We start from the raw sequence: 25436 nt of genomic DNA, 5'->3' as shown, positions 1-25436 counted from the left end.
TTTATTCACTTAGATATATTATTATTATATTAATTCTTTATATTTTTGTGAATATTTTCCATATAGTAAGCATAAAATAAAACCCTAACACTGCTAGGGTTTTATTTATCACAAATTATTTTTTATATCTATTCTGATTAGAGCTCTACTTAATGCTAGTTTAGCTCTTTTTTCATCAAATTTGCTTGAATCTTTTATTCTGCTTTCTGCTCTCATTTTTGCTTCCTCAGCTCTAGCAACATCTATTTCCTCTGGCCATTCACCTGATTCGCAACAAAAAGTAAGCATACCATCATTAAAAGTTACAACTCCGCTTGATGTAAATAGTATTTTTTTATTTCCTTCTTCATCTACAAACTCAGTTTTATTTGGAACAGTTATAACTGTTATAGGTGTATGATTAGCGTATATCTCTATATTCCCATCATTAGTTGGGACTATAGTTTTACTTACTTCACCTTCAAATAATTCTCTATCGGGAGTTATAATTTTCAAAGTATATTTTTTAGACATAATATTCTCCCTTCATAAGACTACTATGAATTAGCAATCTTCTTACCTTTTTCTACAGCTTCTTCTATAGATCCAACAAAAAGGAATGCTGATTCTGGAACATCATCATGTTTTCCTTCAAGAATTTCTTTAAAACCTCTAACTGTTTCAGCTACAGGTACATACTTACCTTGGAATCCTGTAAATTGTTCAGCTACAGTAAAAGGTTGAGATAAGAATCTTTGTATCTTTCTTGCTCTAGAAACTATTTGTTTATCTTCTTCTGAAAGTTCATCTATACCTAAGATAGCTATTATATCTTGTAATTCTTTATATCTTTCAAGAATATGTTTAACCTTAGAAGCTACTTCATAATGCTCTTCACCAACTATTCTAGGATCAAGAATTCTAGAACTTGAATCTAATGGGCTAACAGCTGGATAAATACCAAGTTCAGATATTTCTCTTGATAAAACTGTTGTTGCATCTAAGTGAGCAAATGTTGTCGCTGGAGCTGGATCTGTTAAGTCATCCGCTGGAACATATACTGCTTGAACTGATGTTATAGAACCATTAGTTGTTGATGTGATTCTTTCTTGAAGAGCACCCATTTCTGTTGCTAATGTTGGTTGATATCCAACTGCTGATGGAATTCTTCCAAGTAAAGCTGATACTTCTGATCCAGCTTGAGTAAATCTAAATATATTATCTATAAACAATAATACATCTTGACCTTTATCTCTAAAATATTCTGCCATTGTAAGCCCTGTTAATGCTACTCTCATTCTAGCACCAGGTGGTTCATTCATTTGACCGAATACTAAAGCAGTCTTATTTATAACTCCTGAATCCATCATTTCATGATAAAGATCATTTCCTTCTCTTGATCTTTCTCCAACACCAGTAAACACTGAAAGTCCACCATGTTGTTTAGCTATGTTGTTTATAAGTTCTTGTATAAGAACTGTCTTACCAACTCCAGCCCCTCCAAATAGACCTATTTTTCCACCTCTTTGGTATGGAGCAATTAAGTCTATTACCTTAATACCAGTTTCAAACATCTCTGGTTCAACAGATTGTTCTTGAAAGGTTGGAGCTGGTCTATGAATTGGGTAATACTTTTCAGCCTTTACCTCTTCCTTTTCATCCATAGGGCTACCTAGAACATTAAATAATCTACCTAGAACCTGTTCTCCTACAGGTACTGATATAGGTTTTCCTGTATCTAAAGCATCCATACCTCTTTTTAATCCTTCAGTAGCTTCCATCGCTATAGCTCTAACTATATCATCACCTATATGTTGTTCAACTTCAGCTACAACTTTATGTTCTCCCATGCAAATTTCAATTGCATTATATATGTTTGGAAGAGCATCTGTATCAAATTTTATATCAATAACTGGTCCAATTACTTGAACTACTTTTCCGATAGTACCAGGCATTAGTATACCTCCTCACTATTTTTGAGCCTCAGCTCCACCAACTATTTCAGAAATTTCTTGAGTTATAGCGGTTTGTCTGATTCTATTATATTTAGTATTTAATGCATCTAATAAATCACTTGCATTATTAGTTGCTCCATCCATTGCAGTCATTCTAGCACTTTGCTCGCTCGCCTTAGAATTTAGCATGCAATTTAATATATATGATTTCAAATAAATATCCAAGGTTCCTTCAACAACTTCTTCAATATTAGGTTCTGCTATAATATTAGCTTTTTTACCTTCTATTTTATCCATTGGAAGTAATTTAACTTTTTTCAAATTTTGTTTAACAGGGGAAATAAATTCAGCATATATCACATTTATTTCTGAAATACTTCCCTCTTTATAAAGTCTAATTGCATGTTCATAAATTATCTTAGCTTCCTTAATCGTTGGTACGTCTGGTATATCAACATATTCTGCTAATGTACTTTGATTATACCTCTTAAGATAAGATAATCCTTTTTGCCCTACAACCATAACCTCAGCATTTTCTGCGTTTACGCTTTGAGTCATAAAATAATTTACTATATTTCCATTAAACCCTCCACATAATCCTGTATCGGATGCAATTAAAATATATAATGCAGGTCCCTGATTATTAGCTTTAAAATAAATACTATTGTCATCTTCCTCTATAGAACTTATTAAACTTTCTGTTAAATCTTTTAAAGAATTAAAGTATTTATCATTAAAAGAAAGTTGTTTTCTTGTTTTTCTAAGTTTTGAAGTGGCAACAAGTCCCATGGCTTTTGTAATTTTCTTTGTATTAGTTATAGACTTAATTCTTCTTTTTATCTGGATAAGTCCTGCTCCTGCCATATATCCACCTCCTAAAAGATGGCATAGCTTTTAGCTATGCACCTTATTTTATTAGGTTTTAATTCCTTACACCTTATTATATTAGGCTTTTAATTCCTTCACTTATATCTAGGTATCAATTCTTTACACCTTATTGTATAGGTTATAATTTACTGCTACGCATTTTGTAGAAACATTTTCTTAAATTCGAATATAGCTGATTCTAAACCAGTCTTAATTTCGTCGCTTAATACTTTTTGTTCAATTATAGCTTTTCCTACTTCTCTATGGTGTGTATCCATAAATTCTAAAAACTCTGCTTCAAATTTCTTAATATCAGAAACTTTAATATCTGATAAGAAATCATTAACTGCAGAATAAAGAATCATTATCTGCTTTTCAACATCCATAGGTTTATATTGAGCTTGTTTTAATATCTCTACTAATCTCTTACCTTTTTCTAATCTCATTTTAGCATCTTTATCTAAATCAGATCCAAATTGAGCAAAAGCTGCAAGTTCTCTGTATTGAGCTAGCTCTATTCTTAATGTTCCTGAAGCTTGCTTCATAGCTTTTATCTGAGCGTTACCACCAACTCTTGATACAGAAATACCTGCATTAACAGCTGGTCTTTGACCTGCATAAAATAATTCTGACTCAAGGAATATCTGTCCATCAGTTATAGATATTACGTTTGTTGGTATATAAGCAGTAACGTCTCCTGCTAATGTTTCAATTATAGGAAGGGCTGTTAGTGATCCTGAACCATTCTTCTCTGAAAGCTTCGCAGCTCTTTCTAGAAGTCTTGAATGTATATAGAATACATCCCCTGGATAAGCTTCTCTTCCTGGTGGTCTCCTAAGTAATAATGACATTGTTCTATAAGCAACCGCATGTTTAGACAAATCATCATATACTATGAGAACATCTTTTCCTTTATTCATGAAGTATTCTCCCATAGAACATCCTGCATAAGGAGCAAGATATTGAAGAGGAGCACTATCAGAAGCTGTTGAAGTTACTACGATTGTGTAATCCATAGACCCCATTTCAGTAAGTGTGTTAACTATATGTGCAACTGTAGATTGTTTTTGACCAATAGCTACATATATACATATAACATCTTTGCCTCTTTGATTTATAATAGCATCTAAAGCTAATGCTGTTTTTCCAGTCTGTCTGTCTCCGATTATTAGCTCTCTTTGACCTTTACCTATAGGAATCATTGTATCTATAGCTTTTATTCCAGTTTGTAGAGGTTCATTAACTGAACTTCTATCAATTATGCTTGGCGCTGGAACTTCTATTGGTCTAAAACCATCATTTTTAATAGGTCCTTTCCCATCTATAGCTACTCCTAAAGAGTTAACAACCCTGCCTACAAGTGCGTCTCCAACTGGTACCTCAACTATTTTTCCGGTTCTCTTTACAATGTCACCTTCTTTTATTCCTTCTTCTGATCCTAAAAGAACACATCCAACATTGTCTTGTTCTAAGTTTAGTGCCATTCCATATATATTGTTAGGAAATTCTAAAAGCTCTCCTTCCATACAATCGTCAAGGCCATAAACTCTAGAAACACCGTCACCTATTTGAATTATAGTACCAGAATCCACTGTTTTTATTTGTTTTTCATATTTTTGAATTTCATTTTTAATAATGGATGTAATTTCTTCTGGTTTGATATTCATAGACTCACCTCTATTCTCTCTTTAGCATACGAGCTTTCATTTCGTCGAGTTTGGATTTTACTGTTCCATCTATTACATCATTTCCAACTCTAACGTATAACCCACCAATTATGCTTTTATCAATTTCCTCTTGAAGAACCACTTTTTTATCATATTTATTCTGTAAATTTTCTGTTAGCTTATTATGCTGTTCTTCTGTAAGGGGAATAACACTTTTAACTTTAGCAATTAAAGTATTATTTCTCTCTAAATGAATTTTTTCCATTTCATTTAGTTTTTCTTTTAAATAAAGGATTCTATCTTTTTCTATAAGTAATAATAGGAAAGATAATAATTCTTCATCAATTTTTCCTTTAAATATATTTACAAAAGTACTTTTCTTTTTAGATGTACTTATTTGAGGATGTTTTATTACTTCATAAAACTCTGGATTATTGTACACAAGATCGCAGATTTCTCTCAAATCACGTAAATATTCTTCTACCTTACCTTTTTCTTCTCCAACCTGATAAAGAGCTAAAGCATATCTTCTATCCAAATATTCATACATATTAAATACCTACCTTAGCTATAAAGTCATTAATAAGTTTTCTATGTTTTTCCTCATCAATACTTTCTTCTAAAGCTCTTACGGATAGCATTACTGCTAAATCAACAACTTGCTTCTTTAATTCAGCTTCTGCTTTATTTTTTTCTCTTTCAACTTCAACTTTTGCTCTTTCCATTACTACATTTGCTTCTTTATTAGCTTCTTGAAGAATTTCACTGTGAACTTTATCAGCCTTTCTTTTATATTCTTCAGTAATCTTCTTACCTTCTTCTCTTGCTGATTTAAGTATTCTTTCATTTTCAAGCTTAAATATTCTAGCTTTTTCTAAATCTTCATCTGCTCTTATTATCTTATCTTCAATTTCATTTTGTCTATCTTCTATAACATCTTTTACTTTATTAAAGAAGTAGTGCTTTAAAATTGCTAACAAAATAATAAAATTTATTATAGTTCCTACAATCAACGACCAATTTATTTCCATCTCGAAGCCCATGCCTCCCTTCTGGAGTCAATAATTAATTTATAATTCCATTTATTTGTTTATTATTTTATACCTACAAAAATTAATAAGATTGATATTAATAGTCCATATATAGCTGTTGCTTCAGCAAAACCACAACCTATTAATAAAGTAGTAGTTATTTTTCCGCTTTGTTCTGGTTGTCTAGAAATACCTTCTACAGCCTTACCTGTTGCATTTCCTATACCTATACCAGCTCCAATTCCTACTAATACAGCGATACCTGCCCCTAATGCTCTCATTGCAATTTCCATTTTTGTTCCTCCTTAAAATTTAGATATTAATGTTCTGCTACTATTTTTATGTTAATCATGGTCAACATAACAAAAATGACCATTTGTATAACACCATCGAATATATCGAAATATGCATGTAAAAATATTGGTATTCCTATTTGTGCAAAGAAAGAAAGACTTCCTAAAGCTTGATATACCAATTCTATAAGTACTGTTGCTGCCATTATATTACCAAAAAGTCTCAATGAAAGAGATACAGGTAACATTATTCTTTCCATTATATTTAATGGAAGCATAGCCGCAAATGGCTGACCTAGTCCTAAAAAGTAATGTTTGATCCCTATAGTTTTAATTGCATAAGCCTGAACAACCACAAAAGTCATTAAAGCTAATCCTAATGTAACACTATAGTTTTCAGTAGGTGGTGCCACACCTATTAATCCGGTTAAATTTAGCAATAGAATAAAAATCGCTAGTGTGCCTATGTATGGAATAAATCCTACATATTTTTCGCCCATATTTTGAACAACAACACCTTTTATAGCATTATAAAGGACTTCCACAACTGTTTGCTTTTTATTTGGTCTTTTTTTCATACCTTTAGTTGCCCAAAAAGCTAATAAAATAATTATTAACATTATTATCCACTGTATTACAAGTTCTTTAGTAATATCTATTGTAAAATTCCCAACTATAAAAGAATACAATGGTTTTGATTCTTCCATAAGCATAATCACTTCCTTTCTTTAATAAAAATCCAATAAAAAATTAAACATATATGATGAGATATAAATCCACCTAAATATGCTAAAAACATAATTAAGTCATTTGTGAAAGGAATTGCTACTAATATTATTAGTAATATTCTTAACATATATCCTATATTTATGAGAATTGGTTTCTTCAAAAAGTACTTTCCCATAATAATTCCACTAGACATGAAATTTATTAAACCTAAAATTGCACCTATAAAATATGCAAATGCAATTTTTATACCTAATAACGGTAATAATGCTACTGTTACACCCATTATTATTATAATCGTAAACCTAAAATTCTTAACTAGTAGTTCTTTTAAGGATTTATCCATAAGTTTGACTCCTTTTTGTAATGCCTGTGATTATTATATACTGTTAGTTTTTATTAACAAAACATTATATCAGACTAAAATACATCTTATTTCGTCAAATTGCCTTAATAGCTTAAAATACTAAGCTTTATGTCGGGATATCTTACTAATTTTTCTCTTATCTATAATAATAAATAATTCTTGCATCTCAATTCATTATTAAGAATTTTCTGATTATTTTATTTTTATGCAACATCTAGTTTGACAACATTTTCAATTAATATTTTTTTGCTATTTTTTTATTGAAATTAGTAATTTCTTGATATATTTTGAATTTAATTAAACTTGCCTCATCAAACATTTTCTTTTTTAAATCCACAATTGAATAATGTCATTCACTTTTATTCACAAAATATTTATCAGTAATTACTTTTAATTTCTATATTGAAGCTATCTTTTTATAATTATAGGAATAAAGAAGGTAGCTAGACCCTTTATACCCTTATTTCATCTCACTTTTCAGGGTAATCAATCCCCTATTTAATAACCTATGTTACTTCACTAAGGAATAAAAAAATACCTATCAAACAAAGACTGAAATCATTGTTTGATAGGTATCTTATATAATTAACTATTCTCTTTCAACTATTAAGGCTGTTCCAAGTCCACCACCTATGCATAAAGTAGCTAGACCTTTTTTAGCATCTCTTTTTTCCATTTCATGAAGTAATGTAACTAATATTCTTGCTCCTGAAGCTCCAACTGGATGACCTAATGCTATAGCTCCTCCATTAACATTAACTTTACTCATATCAAATTCTAAATCTTTAGCAACTGCTAAACTTTGAGCTGCAAAAGCTTCATTTGATTCTATTAAATCTAAATCACTAACTGTTAATCCTGTTCCTTCTAATGCTTTTTTAGTAGCATGGAATGGTCCATATCCCATTATTGAAGGATCTAATCCTTTTGAACCATAAGAAAGGATTTTTGCTAATGGTTTTATTCCTAATTCTTTTGCTTTATCTGCACTCATAACAACTATCGCTGCTGCTCCATCATTGATTCCTGATGCATTACCAGCTGTTACTATTCCATCTTTCTTAAATGCAGGTCTAAGTTTTGCTAACGATTCTTTAGTTGTTCCGAATCTTGGGAACTCATCAGTATCAAATACTTTTGGTTCTCCTTTTCTTTGTGGAATAACTACTGGAACTATTTCATCTTTAAATCTTCCTGATTTTATAGCTTCTTCTGCTTTTTGTTGAGAAGCTGCTGAGAAAGCATCTAATTCGTCTCTAGTAAGTCCCCATTGTTCTCCTATATTTTCAGCTGTAACTCCCATGTGGTAGTCATTGAATGCATCCCATAGAGCATCATTTATCATAGAGTCAACCATTTTTCCATCGCCCATTCTTTGACCCCATCTTGATGATTTTAATAAATATGGAGCTTGTGACATATTTTCCATACCACCAGCAACTACTACATCTGCATCTCCAGCTTTAATCATTTGAGCTGCTAGAGCAACTGCTCTTAATCCTGATCCACATACTTTATTTATTGTCATAGCTGGTACTTCTAATGGTAATCCTGCCTTTACAGCTGATTGTCTTGCAACATTTTGACCTAATCCAGCTTGAATAACATTTCCTAATACAACTTCATCAACATTTTCAGGGTTTATTCCTGCTCTTTTAACTGCTTCTTTTACTACAATTGCGCCTAAATCTGCTGCTGATACGTCCTTTAAGCTTCCTCCAAAGGTTCCTAATGCAGTTCTAACTGCACTTACAATAACAACTTCTCTCATTTTGATAACCCTCCCACGGATATATTTAAAGATTTTATTTTCATTTATAACTTCTCTTTTATTATAACTTCTATTTTATCTTTAATCAAGATTTTTGATAAAAAAATAACAAACTTTTCTCTTCATTAACTCATTATTCATTTCTATATAAGCAATTTTATATATATTATTTTCCTTATTTATATTATTTTAAATATTTACTACCATTATATCATGGTTACTTAGATAATTTTATATCAATATTTTAGCCATAAATCTGGTTATCTGGATTTCTGGATTTCTGGATTTCTGGATTTCTGGATTTCTGGTTATATGGTTATTAAACATAATGTAAAAATCCAACTAATTCTCTTGATTAAAATAAAAAACTCAGACTTATAGCTGAGTTTTTACTTTAATTATTTTTAAATTCCTCTATTTCTTTATCGCTTAATCCAAAATATTTTTCGATAGCATCCACTATTCTTTCAGATGCTTTACCATCCCCATATGGATTAACAGATTTACTCATTTTTTCGTAAGCTTCTTTATTTCTTATTAAATCGTTAGCTTCTTTAATTATAGTTTCTACATCTGTTCCAACAAGCTTTACAGTTCCTGCTTCTACAGCCTCAGGTCTTTCTGTTACATCTCTTAAAACTAATACAGGTTTTCCTAAGTGAGGAGCTTCTTCTTGTAAGCCTCCTGAATCAGTCATTACCATAAAACACTTATTCATAAGATTATGAGTTTCTTTTGTATCCTGAGGAGTAAGTAGATGAACTCTTTCTTTGTCATTTAGGTGTTTGTATACCACATCTTTTACCACTGGGTTTAAATGCACTAAGTAAACTAATTCTACATCTTTATTTTCTTCTACTATAGTTTTTAAAGCAGTGCATATATTTTCTATTCCCTCTCCCCAATTTTCTCTTCTATGAGCTGTTATCATTATTACTTTCTTTTTGTTAAAGTCTATGTGATTAAGCTCTTCTGTTTCAAATACATATTCTTCTTTTACTGTATGCTCCATAGCATCTATAACAGTGTTTCCTGTAACATATATATCTTCTTCTTTTACACCTTCTCTTAAAAGATTGTTTTTAGATCCTACCGTTGGAGCAAAGTGTATATCTGCTAAGGCTCCTGTAAGCTTTCTATTCATCTCTTCTGGAAAAGGAAAATATTTATCAAAGGTTCTTAGTCCAGCTTCTACATGCCCAACCTTTATCTGTTTATAAAAAGCTGCAAGTGCTCCACCAAATGTTGTAGTAGTATCACCATGAACTAATATCATATCGGGCTTCTCTTCTTCAAAAACTTCTTCTAAACCTTCTAACACTTTGGTGGTTATTCCTGTTAGAGTTTGCTTACTCTTCATTATGTTTAAGTCATAATCTGTCTTAATATCAAAATAATTTAAAACTTGGTCTAGCATTTCTCTATGTTGTGCTGTTACACATACCTTTGAAACTATGCCTTCTCTTTTTTCTAATTCTTTTACTAATGGTGCCATTTTTATTGCTTCTGGTCTTGTACCAAATATAGTAAATATTTTTATCTTTTTCATGTTTCCTCCATTAGGATTAATATCCTTTAACCTCATAATTTAACGACTCATCATTTTCTATCCACTCATCTACATAGAATATTTTAAATTCATCTTTAGAGTTTCTTATTATTATCTTTTCAATTCCAGAATTAATTATTAATCTTTTGCACATGGAACAAGAATTGGCATCTTTTACATATTCTTTTGTTTTTGAGTCTTTTCCTACTAAATATAAAGTTGCACCTATCATATCTCTTCTAGCTGCACTTATTATGGCATTTGCTTCACTATGTACACTTCTACAAAGCTCGTAATGAGTTCCTCTTGGAACATTTAGTTTTTCTCTAACGCATGTTCCTATGTCAAGACAATTCTTTCTTCCTCTAGGTGCTCCAGTATAACCTGTAGATATAATCTCATCATTTTTTACAATTATAGATCCATAGTTTCTTCTTAAACAAGTTCCTCTTTCTAAAACGGTTTCTGCTATATCCAGATAATAATTGTATTTATCTCTCCGCTCCATTATCCCACCTCAAAGAACATTTTGATATAATTATAAAATAAATCTGCCTTAATGTAAATAAAGGTTGGATTAACCAACCTCATTTACTTAAATCTATTTTTTACTTTGTGCCAAATAATCTGTCTCCAGCATCACCTAGACCTGGAACTATGTAGCCATGTTCGTTTAACTTTTCATCTATTGCTCCAACATATATATCTACATCTGGATGTATTTCTTGTACATATTTGATTCCTTCTGGAGCTGATATTAAACATACAAGTCTAAGGTTTTTAGCTCCTTTTTCTTTAAGTAATGTTAAAGCATCCGCTGCTGATCCACCAGTTGCAAGCATAGGATCTACTACCATTATATCTCTTTCAGCTATATCTTGTGGTAATTTACAGAAGTACTCTACTGGTTTAAGAGTTTCTTCATCTCTATATAATCCAATGTGTCCAACTTTTGCTGCTGGTATTAGTTTTAACATTCCATCAACCATACCAAGACCTGCTCTTAATATAGGAACTATTGCTAATTTCTTTCCTGATAAAACTCTGTGTTTAGTTTTACATATAGGTGTTTCTATTTCAACATATTCTGTTTGAAGATCTCTAGTAACTTCATAAGCCATTAACATTGAAACTTCTTCTACAAGCTCTCTAAAGTCTTTAGCCCCTGTATTTTTGTCTCTTATAAGCGCCATCTTGTGGAATATTAATGGGTGGTTTAATTGTGTTAATTTGCTCATTTAAAAATCCTCCTAATATTATCTATAATATTTTTCTTCTATTTTTGTTATTTTGTCTATTCTATTTTGATGTCTATCTCCTTGAAATTCAGAATTTAAGAAGGTATCAACTATATCTATTGCAAGTCCTGGACCAACAACTCTTTCTCCTAATGCTAAAATATTAGCATTATTATGTTCTCTTGTTGCATGCGCACTAAAAGTGTCACTACATAATGCAGCCCTTACTCCTGGAACTTTATTTGCAGCTATACTGATTCCTATACCAGTTCCACATATTAAAATTCCAAAATCGTATTCTTTGCTTACTACAGCTTCTGCTACATTTAAAGCATAATCTGGATAGTCGCAAGATTCTTTAGTAAAGGTTCCATAATCCTTATATTCAATTGATTTACTTTCTAAATAATTGATTATTTCACCTTTTAAATTGTATCCACCATGATCACAGCCAATTGCTATCTTCATCGTTATACACCTCCATATTAAATTTGTGGTAATCTATCCAAAAAAAAGAAGAAAAAGTATCTAAAGAATACCTTCTTCCTCTTTAATTTTTAGCAATAATTTATTTATTAACTTTTCTAATTGAGAATATGTCTTCTCATAAATAGCTAAGTCTCCACCATATGGGTCTATTACATCCCCATTTTCACCTACATACTCACAAAGTGTATAAACTTTTTGAGAACCATAAGGTAGAGCATCTATTAATGCTCTTTTCATTGATGAAGTCATAGTTAGAATTATATGGGCCTCATCTAATTCTATATTAGTTAACTGCACTGCTTTTCTATTTGAGAAATCAACTCCTAAATTTGAAAAAATTAGTTCTTTAGAGTTATTTGATGTTTTACTACCAGGAAATACGCTAATTCCAGCAGAATGAGCTATTATATCTTTGTTTTTATTCAAATTATTAAATATAGCTTCAGCTATAGGACTTCTGCAAGTGTTTCCTGTACAAACAAAAAGAATCTTCTTCATCAAAACCTCCATTAAACTTCTAAAATATCATAAGCAGCAGCTTTTTTTAACCTATTCATTATAGCAATTCCTAAATCTTTTTCTTCATATCCTTCTGCAAGGATTATGTCTACAGCTTTATCATCAAAACTCCTTAAAGCCTCGAAAAGATTTTTTGCTATTTCATTCATTCTATTTCTAGATCCTAAAGAAATACGCTCTGCTTTATTAGGATAATGCTCAATATGTTCATCACAAGTCATTATTCCAACCTTTAATCCAGCGTCTATATAATTTTGCAACAAATCTCTAATTTTTTCAATAGTTTTTTCTGTATTTCCATTTATTATTTTGATTTTAGCTTTAGGAGCATAGTGTCTATACTTCATTCCTGGTGCTTTTGGTTTTATATTTTCATTACTTTTTTTCATTATTGCTGGATCTATATATATTCTTTCATCTATCTCTTTAAGCATTTCCAAAGTAATTCCACCTGGTCTTAAAATACAAGGAGGATCTACACTTAAATCCAATATTGTTGATTCTACACCTACATCACTTCTGTTTCCGCCTAATATGTATTCAATCTTTCCCTCTAAGTCTTCAATACATCTTTCTACATCTGTAGGGCTTGGTCTACCTGAAATATTCGCTGATGGTGCTGCTATTGGTGTACCTGAACTCTCTATTAACTTTAATGCAATCTCATTACTAGGCATTCTTATTCCTATTGTATCTAAATTGGCAGAAGTCACATCAGGTATTATATTATTTTTCTTAAATATTAAAGTTAATGGTCCTGGCCAAAACCTATCCATAATTTTATTCGAAATACTTGGAATTTCTTGAACTAAACTTTCAAGATTTTTGTTAGCTACATGAATTATAAGAGGATTATCCTGTGGTCTTCCTTTTGCTTCAAATATCTTTTTTACTGCTAGTGGATTTAACGCGTCTGCTCCCAATCCATAAACTGTCTCTGTAGGAAATGCAACAACTCCACCCTCTTTAATTACACTTGCTGCCTCTTCTATTCTTTTATAATCATTGTGTATATCTTTAATTATAGAAATTTTAGTGTCCATATGATTCTCCTTAAATCTCTTTTTGCCCTCTAGCTATTTTTATATTCTCTATAGCATCAAGAGTATATGTAGCTTTAACACAATTTTTAAAAATAATATCTAGTAAGTTATACTTTACTAAAGAACCTTTTCTAATAATTAGAAAATAGAACATGTTCTCTGGATTTAATTTTTTTATTTTTATGTATTCTTCATTTACCATCGGATACTTTTTTAGAAATCCTTGAGTTATAGGTTTATAATTTTTATTTTTAAATCTTACTGTTGATATTATTATTATTTCCATATCATCTTTTGATTTTTCTGTGTGAACTAATTGTACTTTATCGCATAATATCAGCAATTCTTTGGAAAACAATCCACACTTATATTTCAATTTATTGTTATGGCAGCTAAACTCAATTTTCTCCCAGTTAACTTTGTGAATTAATGCCAGTAATATAAGTGTTTCTATAAAAACTAAATATGCTATAAAAAATGCTTGAGTCATATCTGTTAACAAAACTATAATAGGCAGTAATATAAAAATAAATATCATTAGAATTTTGAATCTTTTAGAGGACTTTTTTTGTTTTTTAATTGCTTTTGATATATTCATAAACTACCTCCTTTAAGATTAACAGTTGATAAAAAAACTCAGCATAGCTGAGTTTTTTATGTTAAAAATTTAGTTGACTCATATGAATTAATAGCTATCATTGTTTCCCATTAATTTCATTTTTTCTGCTTGGTCTGCTGTTATTAGAGAGTTTATCATTTCAGTTAAATCTCCATCCATAAAAGTATCTAACTTGTATAGAGTTAATCCAATTCTATGATCTGTAATTCTTCCTTGTGGATAGTTGTATGTTCTAATTCTTTCAGATCTATCTCCTGTTCCAACTTGGCTCTTTCTATCTTCTGCTATTCCAGCTGTTCTTTCCGCCTCTGCTATTTCAAATAATCTAGATCTTAATATCTTCATAGCTTTTTCTTTGTTTTTAAGCTGCGATTTTTCATCTTGGCAAGCAACTACAAGTCCTGATGGAATATGTGTTATTCTTACAGCTGAGTCTGTTGTATTTACCGATTGACCTCCATTACCTGAAGATCTATAAACATCTATTCTTAGGTCTTTTTCATTTATTTCAACTTCAACATCATCAACTTCTGGAAGAACTGCTACTGTAGCTGTTGAAGTGTGTATTCTTCCTGATGATTCTGTGTCTGGAACTCTTTGTACTCTGTGTACTCCACTTTCATACTTAAGTTTAGAGTAAGCTCCATCTCCTTTAATCATAAATACAACTTCTTTGAACCCACCAATATCTGTTTCATTTACACTCATAAGCTCGACTTTCCATCTTTGAGTTTCTGCATATCTTGTGTACATTCTAAAAAGATTATATGCAAATAGAGCCGCTTCTTCTCCACCTGCTCCCCCTCTTATTTCCACAAATACGTTTTTATCATCATTAGGGTCTTTTGGTAGTAACAAAATTTGAATTTCATTAGCTAGAATTTCTTCTCTTTCTGTTAGCTCTCTTATTTCTTCTTGAATCATTTCTTTCATTTCTTTGTCACTTTCAGAACCAAGCATTTCTTTGTTTACTTCTAGGTCTTCAGTTGCAGTTTTATATTCTCTATATTTATTAACTATTATCTCTAAATCAGCGTGTTCCTTACAAAGTTTTCTCCATTCATTTTGGTTTGCCATAATAGATGGATCACTTATTTTTACTGATAACTCATCATATTTATTCTCTATAAAATTTAATCTGTCTAGTAACATTATTATCACTCCGTACAATTATTTTTAAACTAATCTATAGTATAATTTTTCACATCTAATTATTATATCATAATTGATTATTTCTAATCAACTTTTCTTATTCCAATTACAACTCTATCTAAATTAGCCATGTCTTTTTTAACATATATATCAGTATATCCTAAAGATTCCATTATTTTTTTAACTTCTTCTCCTTGATCATGACCAATTTCAAAAGCTAGTATACCGTCTTTCTTTAAAACCTTCCTACTGTCTTCTGATATCTTTCTATAAAAATCCAAGCCATCATCCCCGCCATCTAAAGCTACCATAGGCTCATAATTTTTAACATCTTCCATCAATGTATCTATTACTTCCTTTTTAATATATGGAGGATTTGAAACTATAATATCATATTCTTCATTATTATTTATAGCTTGTTCTAACAAGTCTGAATGTACAAATCTAGCTCTACTCTCCAAAGAAAATTTTTCTATATTTATATTAGTAACTTCTTCTGGCGCTTTCTCAATATCTATACAATCTACACTTACATTATTTCTTAAATTTGCTATTGATATACCTATAGCTCCACTACCTGTACATAAATCACATATCTTATATTCTTTATCGTCCTTAATAATATCTAATAGTTCGTGTACTAGTATTTCAGTATCCCCTCTAGGAATAAGAACTCCTTCTTTAATATAAAACTCCATTCCCATAAACTCAGCTGAATTAGTAATATATTTTAAAGGTTTTTTCTTTCTTCTTTCCTCTATATAAGTATTCATTAAATTTTCTTGCTCTTTTGGAACCAACTCTTCTTTATGTGTAATTATATATAATCTATCTTTACCAACAACTTTTGCTAACAATAGCTGTGCATCTATAATATAGCTATCTATCTCTGCTGTCTTAAGTATTTCTGTAGACTTACTTAGTAGCTCTCCTACACTTATTTCTTTTGGCTTTATTCCTTCTGCTTCTTTTAATGCTCTTATAGCAACCTCTATTTGATCATCATCTGGTTCCTTTGTTGTTAATAGTTGTAGTTTTAATCCCGGAGTTGCTACTATTCTCGAAATCACTCCTTCGTTTCTACCTAGCCACTTTATTAACTCATAAGTTATTCCAGTAATTAGAGGCAATAATACTATTCTTAGAATTAACCTTTCGCCTACTGAACTAAAACTAGTAAATGAAAATACTATTATACTTATAAACATTATTAAAAATATAAAATTTGTTCCACATCTAGGATGAAGCCTTGTATGTTTTTTTACATTTTCAACTGTAAGCTCATCGTTGCTAGCATAACATGATATCGTCTTATGCTCTGCTCCATGATATTGATATAACCTTTTTATATCCTCAAGTCTTCCTACACCTATCATATAAGAAATAAGTATAACTATTCTAATAACTGCTTCTATTATATTTAAAATAATTGATGATGTTGTTATCCCTCTAAATAGAGAGGCTATAAAAGTGGGTATTAATACAAAAAGACCCATTGCCATAGCAAAAGATATAGCTAAGCTTATGTATATCAATATATCATTGCTTTTCTCACCAAACCTTTTATTAAACCATTCATCAAACTTTGACGGTTCATCATCTTCGTCAAAAAAGCTAGCTGAGTAATTTAATGACTTTACTCCTAATAACAATGAATCTATAAAAACAAAAAAACCTCTTATAAAAGGTATGTTTAATATTGAATACTTCTTTGTTATAGGAACTTCATTTGAAAATTCTACCTCAATTTTTCCACTAGGAGTTCGTACTGCTGTAGCTGTCCCCTTAGTGCCTCTCATCATTACTCCTTCTATTACTGCTTGGCCTCCTACATCTTCCTTTTTCATACAATCATTCCTTTAATAATTATTTTTTTCTTCCTTTTTATATTTTAAGTAACATTCTCCACATAATGACTCATATTCTACATTATCTATATTGTCTATTGCTATTTGCTCTCCTTCGAAAACATATCTATCATTTATTTTTCTTCCATTTAATATAGCTTTTTTACCACATTTACATATAGTTTTCATCTCTTCTATTGAGTGAGCAATTAATAGTAATCTTTCACTTCCTTCAAAGCCATTCATCAAAAAATCTGTTCTTAAACCATAACATATTACAGGTATATTCATAGTCACAGCTACTTCAAAAAGGCCATCGATATGTTCTTTTTTTAAAAACTGAACTTCATCTACTAAAATACAATGAATTTCTCCATTTGCTTTTCTCTCTTCTTCTAATAAAGTGCATATATTATCTTCATCAGCTATCATTAAATCTACTTTTCTTTCAACACCTAATCTTGATAGAAGTTTTTCACCTGCTTTTTTATCTTTTGAGGGTTTTAATATCAGAACCCTCATACCTCTTTCTTCATAATTATGTGCCACCTGCATTAAGTGAGTAGATTTCCCTGAATTCATAGCACCATATCTAAAATAAAGCTTGCTCATCCCTATACTTCCTCTCATTTCTTTCGTTCTTTTTCGATTATATCACACCTTTAACTTCTATAAAAACATATTTTATGGTTATTACTTTAAGTTTTATTGACAACTCCTATCTATCATGATATATTCTAATAGTTACATTAGGTTACGTGTTATAATTTACTTAATTTGAAAGAGGTGAATATAATGAGAGAAGGCATACATCCAGAATACACTCATGAAGCAGTTGTTAAGTGTGCATGTGGAAATACTTTTACAACAGGTTCTGTTAAACCAGAATTAAAAGTAGAAATATGCTCTAAATGTCATCCATTCTTCACTGGAAAACAAAAAATTGTTGACGTTGGCGGAAGAGTTGATAAATTTAATAAGAGATTCAATCTTAACAAGTAATTTAATTTATCTAGATTTTAATTTCTAGATAGGTTCAGATATGATTCAGGTGGAGTTTTTTCTCCACCTTGAATTATGTTTAATTTAAGGTGGGGAAGACAGGTTCTTTCCCACCTTAAATTTATAAAAACTATTTCTAACTTTTATTATTTACTTTAATTTAAAAAATGTTAAACTATTTATAGAAACGTTACCATCTAGAAAAGTGAGTGAATTGAATGAGAAAAATACTAATTTTAACAACATCCACAGGTCAAGGTCACAATCAAGCAGCTAATTCTTTAAAAGAAGTCTTTAACTCAAGAGGATTTGATGTTGAAACTTATGATTTTTTAAGAAGTAATTCAACTTTTTTAAATAGCACCATTACAAAAGGTTATGAATTTTTAGCATCTACAATTCCCGACCTTTATGGCTTTCTTTATAAAGTTACAGATAAAAAGTACACCAATACATTATTAAAATATGTATTTTGGAATACTGAAAAAAAGCTATATAATTATATTCTTGATACAAAACCAGATTTAATAATAGGTACTCATCCTTTATCTGTAAATATCGTAACTCACTTAAAGAGAAAAAATTTAATTAATATACCTTTTATATCGATAATTACCGATTTTATGGTTCATTATTCTTATATAGATAAATATACTGACAGTTATATAACTGCCAATGAATATACAAAAGAGTATTTATATGCAAGAGGTATTGATAAAGATATAATATATCCTTATGGAATACCTATAAATCCTATATTTTATAATAAAGATATTAGTATTTTAGAAACAAAGGACTCAGAATATTTTAATATCTTGTTGATGGGGGGAAGCATGGGGCTAGACAGTATTTCTCATGTCCTCAAGGAACTTATTAAAAATAAAAACAAGCTTAGAATTACAGTGATATGCGGAAACAATACTCATCTAAAATCAAAACTTTTAAGTGAGTATTCTTCAAAAAGCATACCTAATAAAAAACTTCATATTTTAGGCTTTACTAAAGATGTATCTTCAATTATGGATTATTGTGACTTAGTAATCTCAAAACCTGGAGGTCTTACTGTTACTGAATCCTTAGCAAAACAGTTACCTATAATGATTCCTTTTGCAATACCTGGACAAGAAGTTCAGAATACATCTTTTTTAACTAAAGCAGGTTGTGCATTGTATGTAAAAAACATACGAGATATAAATTCAAACATTAATTTACTTATAGAAAATCCAGATATATTGAACAGCATGAAGGATAATATATCTAAAATTAAAAAACCACAATCAATAGAAAACATCTGCTCTCTTAGTGAAAAACTAATAGATAACAAAAACACTAGAAATTAATTTCTAGTGTTTTTGTTATCTAAATCGCTTTTTTGGAATACAGCCATAAACTCTTTGTTATTTTTTGTTTTAGATAATATATTTATAAGCTTCTCAGCTATACTTTCTATATTACCATCTCTATACATAACTCTTCTAATTGTGAACGCAACTTCTTTTTCTTCTGGAGTTAAAAGTAAATCTTCTTTTCTAGTTCCAGATTTATATATATCTATAGCTGGGAATATTCTTCTTTCTTGAAGCCTTCTATCTAAGTGAACTTCCATATTACCAGTTCCCTTAAATTCTTCAAATATCATATCATCCATTCTACTTCCCGTTTCAATTAAAGCGGTTGCTAATATAGTAAGACTTCCTCCCTCTTCTATATTTCTTGCCGCCCCAAAAAATTTCTTAGGCATTATTAATGCCCCCGGGTCTAGTCCACCTGATAAAGTTCTTCCTGTAGGGTTTATAGTTAAGTTATACGCTCTCGCAAGCCTAGTTATGCTATCTAATAATATAACTACATCCTGACCTTGTTCCACCATTCTTTTGGCTCTTTCTAAAACCATTTGTGCAACCTTAGCATGATTTTGAGGTTCTTCATCAAAAGTTGAGTATATAACCTCTCCATTAATACTTCTTTGCATATCTGTTACTTCTTCTGGTCTTTCATCAATTAGTAATACTATTAGTTTAACATCAGGATAATTGCCTGATATATTCTGAGCTACTTTTTTAAGAAGTGTTGTTTTACCAGCCTTAGGAGGAGCTACAATTATTCCTCTTTGTCCCTTTCCAACTGGTGAAATAATATCCATAAGTCTTGAACTTAAATCATTTGGATTACCAGTCTCCAACCTAAGTCTTTCCTTAGGATATATAGGTGTTAATGTTTCAAAAGACTTTCTACCAACAGCCTTATCAGGATTATCTCCGTTTACCTTCTCTACATATATTAAAGCTCTGAATTTTTCGCCTTCCTTAGGTTCTCTCACTTTACCTTCTACCTGATCCCCTGTCCTAAGATTAAATCTTCTTATTTGAGATGGAGATATATATATGTCGTTATCACCAGTTAAATAATTTCTACATCTTAAAAAACCAAAGTTATTATTTTCTAATATTTCTAGAACGCCTTTATCGCTAGCAGCTTCTCCAATATTATCTCTTGACCTTTCTCTTCTTTCTGTAAACTGAGGTTCTCTCACCTGATTATCCCTAAATGTACTATTAGTTTTCACTTCTTCTTTTACGACTTCTGGTTCACTTACCTTAGGAGTAATTTTTTCTCTTAAAATAACTCCATCCTTTTCTATTAAATTTGGAGAATTTAATAGAATATCTTCTATTATTTCATTTTTCTTTTTTTTAGACAAATTTTTTATACCTAACTCTTTAGCTATTTCCTTTAGCTCAATAAGAGTCATACTTTCATATTTTTCTTTTGACAACATTGCACCTCCGCATTTTTCTATCTTAAAAGGGGATTTTTTTAGAGAAGTATCTCTAATAATAAAGGCGTGAATTTATTAACTAAGACTTTTATCTTATTATTATACCACTTTTTTGTATTTTTAATCCAATAAGAAAACGAGTAAAGTTAAACTTTACTCGTTTAATATATCATTTATATTATGAGTTAATTTCTGTACATTTTCAAGCATTTTCTTGTTATTTTACTTTTTTCCCTCATTTACAGATGCTTTTATAAAATCTTTAAACAAAGGATGTGGTCTATTAGGTCTTGATTTCAATTCTGGATGGAACTGTACAGCTACAAACCATGGATGATCCTTAACCTCAACAACCTCTACTAATCTTCCATCTGGGCTAGTTCCTGCTAAAGTCATTCCAGCATCAATTATAGCCTTCTTATATTCATTGTTGAATTCATATCTATGTCTGTGTCTTTCATATATTAAATCTGAGTTATAAGCTTCTTTAGAGAATGAATCCATTTCTAACTTACATGGATATAAACCTAATCTCATAGTTCCACCTAAATCTTCTATATCTTTTTGGTCTGGCATTAAATCAATAACAGGATATTGAGTTTCTGGATCTATCTCAGATGAATTAGCATCTTTATATCCTAAAACATTTCTAGCAAATTCTATAACTGCACATTGCATACCTAGACATATACCTAAAAATGGTTTCTTATTTTCTCTAGCCCATTGTATAGCTTTTATCTTTCCTTCTATTCCTCTATCACCAAAACCACCTGGTACTAATACTCCATCTACATCTTTTAATTGGCTTTCAATGTTTTCATCATTTAAATCCACAGCATTTATCCACTTAATCTCCACATCTGCATCATTTGCGTACCCACCATGACTTAATGCTTCTACTACAGATATATATGCATCATGTAACTCTACGTATTTTCCCACAAGTGCTATCTTCACTTTTTTAGATAGATTTTTAATATTATTAACCATAGATACCCATTCACTGTTATCTATTTCGTTAGGTACAATATTTAGTTTCTCACATACTAAAGTGTCTAATCCTTCTTCATACATCATTAGAGGAACTTCATATAAGTTTTCAGCATCTAAATTTTGTATAACACTTCTTCCATCTATGTTACAGAAAAGACCTATCTTCTTCTTTAAATCTTCAGATATCTCTTTTTCTGATCTACATACTATTATATCAGGCTGAATACCTATACTTCTTAACTCTTTAACAGAATGTTGAGTAGGCTTTGTTTTAAGCTCTCCAGCCTTACCTAAATATGGAACTAAAGTTACATGTATGAAACATACATTTTCTCTACCTACATCATATTTGATTTGTCTTATTGCTTCCAAAAATGGTTGAGATTCAATATCTCCAACTGTTCCACCAATTTCTGTTATTACAACATCAACATCTCTTTCTTTTGAAACTCTATGTATTCTATTTTTTATCTCATTAGTTATATGTGGTATAACTTGAACAGTACCTCCAAGATACTCCCCTTTTCTTTCCTTAGATATAACTGACCAGTATACTCTACCTGTAGTAACATTAGAGCTTTGTGATAGGTTTTCATCTATAAATCTTTCATAATGACCTAAATCTAAGTCTGTTTCTGCACCATCATCAGTTACAAAAACTTCTCCATGTTGATATGGACTCATTGTTCCTGGATCCACGTTTAAATATGGATCAAATTTTTGAATTACAACCTTTAATCCTCTATTTTTTAACAATCTTCCTAACGAAGCTGCTGTTATTCCTTTACCTAATGATGAAACTACACCACCAGTTACGAATACATATTTAGTAGCCATAAAAAATAATTCCTCCTATTTTAATAAATATATATTGACAGTAATTACTCTTAGTGATAAAATAAAAATTACCCTTCAATAAAATGGGTTTACTATGTTTATTAACAACATAAAATATATATTAACATAAACTGATGTCCTAATCCAGTGTTTTTTTTATTTTTTAAATTATTTTATTAATAATCCCATCAATTTGAAAATATTTCTCCCTAAAGTTCTTACTTATAAGTATCTTCTCTTCTGCTCTCTTTAAATTATTATTAATACTTCTATCTTTTATACCTAATAACTCTTTAACTCTCTCATCGTTTATATTCCCATACTTTTTTAATATGAGAAGAAGTAAATATCTATTTTCTCTCTTTTTAATAAAGGCAATGAGACTATCCTTATTTAATCCATTTACCTTACAAAAATATTCAATTATGTTCGATAATCTATCTTCGATATTATACATTCTTCCACCTCTATACTTTGTTCTTATATTATCATTCTTACCTATTATTGCTATAATTATAATCAATATTTATTATTCGAGAAAAAATAAAAACTCGGCTATACCGAGTTTTTAATAGTGTATAATTAATTAGCTGTTGAATTTATTTTTATTTTTAATTGAGTCTCCTGTGGTGGTTGACCAGATATACTTAAATTATAATCAATCTGAACTTCGCCCCCATCATCACTCATATCAATTTTTAAATTTTTAGTATTTATTTTCAGTTCTAACATTCCATAAGGCGTATTATATAAGGTAATATAGTTATTATTTTTTTTGAAATCCATCTTAGTAGTAGTAGTTCCTTCTCGTTCTAAAGAAATTTCATTTCCAAAAATTTTCAACTTAGTAGTGGTTCCTTCCATTCCAGATATCTCTGTTTCTTCATATATAGCTTCATAGCCATCATTGTTTATATAAAATTCACCTGGAGTTACAACCTCTATTACATCATCATCTTCATAGTTTTGATTTGATATTATTGATATTATTGCTTTCTTTTTCACAAAACCAGCCTCCTTATAAAGTATAAAACTCAAATCTCTAGCGTCTTGCTGGCTTAATTTACATTAAACTCCTAGCTTTTTGCTAATTAATTTTATATCTTTATTTTAAGTATTTTGTAAACTTTAATCAATATATTTATTTATCTATCAAATCTTTTATAATTTCAACTATTTTAAATTTTATTTTTATCTTATTCTTGTCATTTTTATTAGATATTTCAGTATATTCGTCATCATCTAAAACTCTTTTCATTGTCTCCTCAGTTTCTTTATCTGAGACTTGTCCCTTAGTAACATCTACGAAACATAGCGGAGGAAACATTACACACCACCAATTCTTGCCTTGTCCACTTCCTATTATTACTCTATAAGCTTCATATTCACCTTGCGGCAATGTTATATTTCCATAATTTTTTTCCGGAAAATTTTCTCTATCCAAAGTTGAATTGACAGTATAGTTGTATCCATTTTCCTTTATGGTTTTCTCAGCTATTTTAAGTATTTGCTTGTTGTTATTACGCAAAATCTCTCTTGACTCATCTATTGATTTAGAATCTTTTAATTTTGGAAAAATATAATTTATTATATTATCCTTAACTTTAATTTTCAGCTGTTGATCAGTCTCTTCATCACTGTTAGCTATAACATGGAACCTAATTAATTTTTCACTTATATCCTTAACAATTTCTTCATCTGACTTTACCTGTTTAGCACCAACAAAAAAATATAAATTAACTATTGCTATTATCCCTAATAAAAAACAAAATATTTTTTTCATTCTATCAACCTCCTGTATCTTGAATTGTTGACAGAAGAAATTTATTTTATACACATATTTATATAGTTCTTGTTATAAATACATCATTAAATTGCTTTTTCATTCTTTCATAACAACTTTGAGCTTTAAGCATATCATCAAAAAAACCAAAAACTGTAGGACCACTTCCACTCATCATAGATCCTATTGATCCCATTTTTATCATATCTTCTTTTATTTTTATAATAAGTGGATGCCTTCTCAATGTAACATTCTCAAGATGGTTTTTCATGTTTTTCGTTACAAATAGCAAGTCATCTTTCTCAATTGCTTCAATTAGTTCATTTACTAAAACTTTTTTAAATATCTTATTTATATCTATAGCTCCATATACGTCTTTTGTTGAAACTCCAAAGGGTGGTTTAACTAAAACTAGTATTTTATCCTTAAAGGATTTGAGTTCGGATATTTTTTCTCCAATTCCCTCACACAAACATGTGCCACCTTTAATACAATATGGTATATCAGCCCCAAGTTTCACTCCAAGATCCATTAAATCCTGTTCGCTAGCCCCTACATCGAACATTTCATTTAGCGCTTTAAGTACAGCAGCAGCGTTTGTACTTCCGCCTGCTAAACCAGCAGCAACCGGTATGTTTTTAACTATATCAATATGTATTCCTCTATTAATTTTATATGTATCCATAAATAATCTAGCAGCTTTATACGCAAGGTTTCTATCATCTTTTGGAACGTAAGGCTTATTACACTCTATTGTAATATCGTTGCTTCTTTTTTCATTTAGTTCTATCAAATCATATAAATCAATATTTTGCATTATCATTCTTAAAAGATGATATCCATCTTCCCTTTTACCTACTACCTCTAACGCAATATTGATTTTGCCATAGGCCTTAATTTTCATAAAATCTATTCCTTTCAACTTCAAAT

At 30.1% G+C, this 25436-nt stretch carries 28 protein-coding genes; 2 read left to right on the top strand and 26 right to left on the bottom strand.

Translation table 11 applies throughout. From position 1 onward, the window contains the following. Nucleotides 1-108: 108 nt before the first annotated feature. The 20 genes from B3N22_RS17725 to B3N22_RS17630 form a co-directional block, all read right to left on the bottom strand. Nucleotides 109-513: an ATP synthase delta/epsilon chain alpha-helix domain-containing protein gene (locus tag B3N22_RS17725; RefSeq protein ID WP_286909118.1), complete on the bottom strand. Its 405-nt coding sequence runs from the start codon at nucleotides 511-513 to the stop codon at nucleotides 109-111. Between the two features lie 23 nt (nucleotides 514-536). Then, nucleotides 537-1934, bottom strand: coding sequence for a F0F1 ATP synthase subunit beta (gene atpD, locus B3N22_RS17720; protein WP_286909117.1), 1398 nt, complete (start codon nucleotides 1932-1934; stop codon nucleotides 537-539). A gap of 15 nt (nucleotides 1935-1949) precedes the next feature. Further along, the gene (atpG, locus tag B3N22_RS17715) at nucleotides 1950-2798 is read right to left on the bottom strand and encodes an ATP synthase F1 subunit gamma (RefSeq protein ID WP_286909116.1); all 849 of its coding nucleotides are present in this window, start codon (nucleotides 2796-2798) and stop codon (nucleotides 1950-1952) included. Between the two features lie 155 nt (nucleotides 2799-2953). Beyond that, nucleotides 2954-4468, bottom strand: a complete 1515-nt coding sequence (gene atpA, locus B3N22_RS17710; RefSeq protein WP_286909115.1) for a F0F1 ATP synthase subunit alpha — start codon at nucleotides 4466-4468, stop codon at nucleotides 2954-2956. Between the two features lie 10 nt (nucleotides 4469-4478). After that, the gene (locus tag B3N22_RS17705; protein WP_073022509.1) at nucleotides 4479-5018 is read right to left on the bottom strand and encodes a F0F1 ATP synthase subunit delta; all 540 of its coding nucleotides are present in this window, start codon (nucleotides 5016-5018) and stop codon (nucleotides 4479-4481) included. Between the two features lies 1 nt (nucleotide 5019). Next, nucleotides 5020-5499, bottom strand: coding sequence for a F0F1 ATP synthase subunit B (locus tag B3N22_RS17700; RefSeq protein ID WP_286909112.1), 480 nt, complete (start codon nucleotides 5497-5499; stop codon nucleotides 5020-5022). A 62-nt stretch (nucleotides 5500-5561) separates the two neighbouring features. Beyond that, a complete protein-coding gene (gene atpE, locus B3N22_RS17695; RefSeq protein WP_021800480.1) occupies nucleotides 5562-5792 on the bottom strand; it encodes an ATP synthase F0 subunit C in 231 nt (76 codons plus the stop codon). Nucleotides 5793-5818: 26 nt separating this feature from the next. Next, the gene (locus B3N22_RS17690; RefSeq protein WP_286909130.1) at nucleotides 5819-6499 is read right to left on the bottom strand and encodes a F0F1 ATP synthase subunit A; all 681 of its coding nucleotides are present in this window, start codon (nucleotides 6497-6499) and stop codon (nucleotides 5819-5821) included. An 8-nt stretch (nucleotides 6500-6507) separates the two neighbouring features. Next, nucleotides 6508-6864: a hypothetical protein gene (locus B3N22_RS17685; RefSeq protein WP_286909110.1), complete on the bottom strand. Its 357-nt coding sequence runs from the start codon at nucleotides 6862-6864 to the stop codon at nucleotides 6508-6510. A 610-nt stretch (nucleotides 6865-7474) separates the two neighbouring features. Continuing rightward, nucleotides 7475-8656 (bottom strand): acetyl-CoA C-acetyltransferase, encoded by a 1182-nt coding sequence (locus B3N22_RS17680; RefSeq protein ID WP_286909108.1) that lies wholly within the window; start codon nucleotides 8654-8656, stop codon nucleotides 7475-7477. Between the two features lie 394 nt (nucleotides 8657-9050). Beyond that, the gene (gene wecB / locus B3N22_RS17675; protein WP_286909106.1) at nucleotides 9051-10205 is read right to left on the bottom strand and encodes a non-hydrolyzing UDP-N-acetylglucosamine 2-epimerase; all 1155 of its coding nucleotides are present in this window, start codon (nucleotides 10203-10205) and stop codon (nucleotides 9051-9053) included. A gap of 16 nt (nucleotides 10206-10221) precedes the next feature. Further along, a complete protein-coding gene (locus B3N22_RS17670; protein WP_021800475.1) occupies nucleotides 10222-10713 on the bottom strand; it encodes a dCMP deaminase family protein in 492 nt (163 codons plus the stop codon). Between the two features lie 100 nt (nucleotides 10714-10813). Continuing rightward, nucleotides 10814-11443 carry a uracil phosphoribosyltransferase gene (gene upp / locus B3N22_RS17665; protein WP_073022513.1) on the bottom strand — a complete coding sequence of 210 codons (630 nt, stop codon included), beginning with the start codon at nucleotides 11441-11443 and terminating at the stop codon, nucleotides 10814-10816. A gap of 18 nt (nucleotides 11444-11461) precedes the next feature. Next, nucleotides 11462-11911, bottom strand: coding sequence for a ribose 5-phosphate isomerase B (gene rpiB / locus B3N22_RS17660; RefSeq protein WP_021800473.1), 450 nt, complete (start codon nucleotides 11909-11911; stop codon nucleotides 11462-11464). 60 nt (nucleotides 11912-11971) lie between these two features. Then, complete coding sequence (locus B3N22_RS17655) at nucleotides 11972-12430, bottom strand: low molecular weight protein arginine phosphatase (protein ID WP_286909104.1); 459 nt, start codon at nucleotides 12428-12430, stop codon at nucleotides 11972-11974. An 11-nt stretch (nucleotides 12431-12441) separates the two neighbouring features. After that, complete coding sequence (locus tag B3N22_RS17650) at nucleotides 12442-13494, bottom strand: L-threonylcarbamoyladenylate synthase (protein ID WP_286909102.1); 1053 nt, start codon at nucleotides 13492-13494, stop codon at nucleotides 12442-12444. A 10-nt stretch (nucleotides 13495-13504) separates the two neighbouring features. Then, the gene (locus B3N22_RS17645) at nucleotides 13505-14092 is read right to left on the bottom strand and encodes a hypothetical protein (protein ID WP_286909100.1); all 588 of its coding nucleotides are present in this window, start codon (nucleotides 14090-14092) and stop codon (nucleotides 13505-13507) included. Nucleotides 14093-14179: 87 nt separating this feature from the next. Continuing rightward, entirely contained in the window at nucleotides 14180-15265 is a 1086-nt protein-coding gene (prfA, locus tag B3N22_RS17640) for a peptide chain release factor 1 (protein WP_286909098.1), read from the bottom strand. An 83-nt stretch (nucleotides 15266-15348) separates the two neighbouring features. Further along, entirely contained in the window at nucleotides 15349-17112 is a 1764-nt protein-coding gene (gene prmC, locus B3N22_RS17635; RefSeq protein ID WP_286909097.1) for a peptide chain release factor N(5)-glutamine methyltransferase, read from the bottom strand. 12 nt (nucleotides 17113-17124) lie between these two features. After that, nucleotides 17125-17724 carry a thymidine kinase gene (locus tag B3N22_RS17630; RefSeq protein ID WP_286909096.1) on the bottom strand — a complete coding sequence of 200 codons (600 nt, stop codon included), beginning with the start codon at nucleotides 17722-17724 and terminating at the stop codon, nucleotides 17125-17127. Nucleotides 17725-17907: 183 nt separating this feature from the next. Between B3N22_RS17630 and rpmE the strand changes: the two genes are divergently transcribed. Both rpmE and B3N22_RS17620 read left to right on the top strand, forming a co-directional pair. Continuing rightward, entirely contained in the window at nucleotides 17908-18114 is a 207-nt protein-coding gene (rpmE, locus tag B3N22_RS17625; RefSeq protein WP_021800466.1) for a 50S ribosomal protein L31, read from the top strand. Between the two features lie 218 nt (nucleotides 18115-18332). Beyond that, a complete protein-coding gene (locus B3N22_RS17620) occupies nucleotides 18333-19454 on the top strand; it encodes an MGDG synthase family glycosyltransferase (RefSeq protein WP_286909094.1) in 1122 nt (373 codons plus the stop codon). On the opposite strand, the gene rho is transcribed toward B3N22_RS17620, so the two are convergent. From rho to ispE, 6 genes are all read right to left on the bottom strand, one after another. Next, nucleotides 19451-20890, bottom strand: a complete 1440-nt coding sequence (rho, locus tag B3N22_RS17615; protein ID WP_286909092.1) for a transcription termination factor Rho — start codon at nucleotides 20888-20890, stop codon at nucleotides 19451-19453. The two genes, B3N22_RS17620 and rho, sit on opposite strands and share 4 nt — an antisense overlap. 225 nt (nucleotides 20891-21115) lie before the next feature. Continuing rightward, nucleotides 21116-22723 (bottom strand): CTP synthase, encoded by a 1608-nt coding sequence (locus tag B3N22_RS17610; RefSeq protein WP_073022522.1) that lies wholly within the window; start codon nucleotides 22721-22723, stop codon nucleotides 21116-21118. A 163-nt stretch (nucleotides 22724-22886) separates the two neighbouring features. Continuing rightward, on the bottom strand, nucleotides 22887-23180 hold the full coding sequence (locus B3N22_RS17605; RefSeq protein WP_286909089.1) for a hypothetical protein: 294 nt from the start codon (nucleotides 23178-23180) through the stop codon (nucleotides 22887-22889). 125 nt (nucleotides 23181-23305) lie between these two features. Then, a complete protein-coding gene (locus B3N22_RS17600) occupies nucleotides 23306-23728 on the bottom strand; it encodes a YwiB family protein (protein WP_021800461.1) in 423 nt (140 codons plus the stop codon). A gap of 136 nt (nucleotides 23729-23864) precedes the next feature. Then, entirely contained in the window at nucleotides 23865-24506 is a 642-nt protein-coding gene (spoIIR, locus tag B3N22_RS17595) for a stage II sporulation protein R (protein ID WP_286909087.1), read from the bottom strand. A 58-nt stretch (nucleotides 24507-24564) separates the two neighbouring features. Next, nucleotides 24565-25410 (bottom strand): 4-(cytidine 5'-diphospho)-2-C-methyl-D-erythritol kinase, encoded by an 846-nt coding sequence (ispE, locus tag B3N22_RS17590; RefSeq protein ID WP_286909085.1) that lies wholly within the window; start codon nucleotides 25408-25410, stop codon nucleotides 24565-24567. Nucleotides 25411-25436: the final 26 nt, after the last annotated feature.

The sequence above is a fragment of the Clostridium sp. UBA1652 genome (assembly GCF_002320975.1).
GTDB classification, from domain to species: Bacteria; Bacillota; Clostridia; order Clostridiales; family Clostridiaceae; genus Clostridium_T; species Clostridium_T intestinale.
The sequence above is the reverse complement of the archived record's forward strand: the minus strand, read 5'-3'. Positions and strand labels throughout refer to the sequence as shown.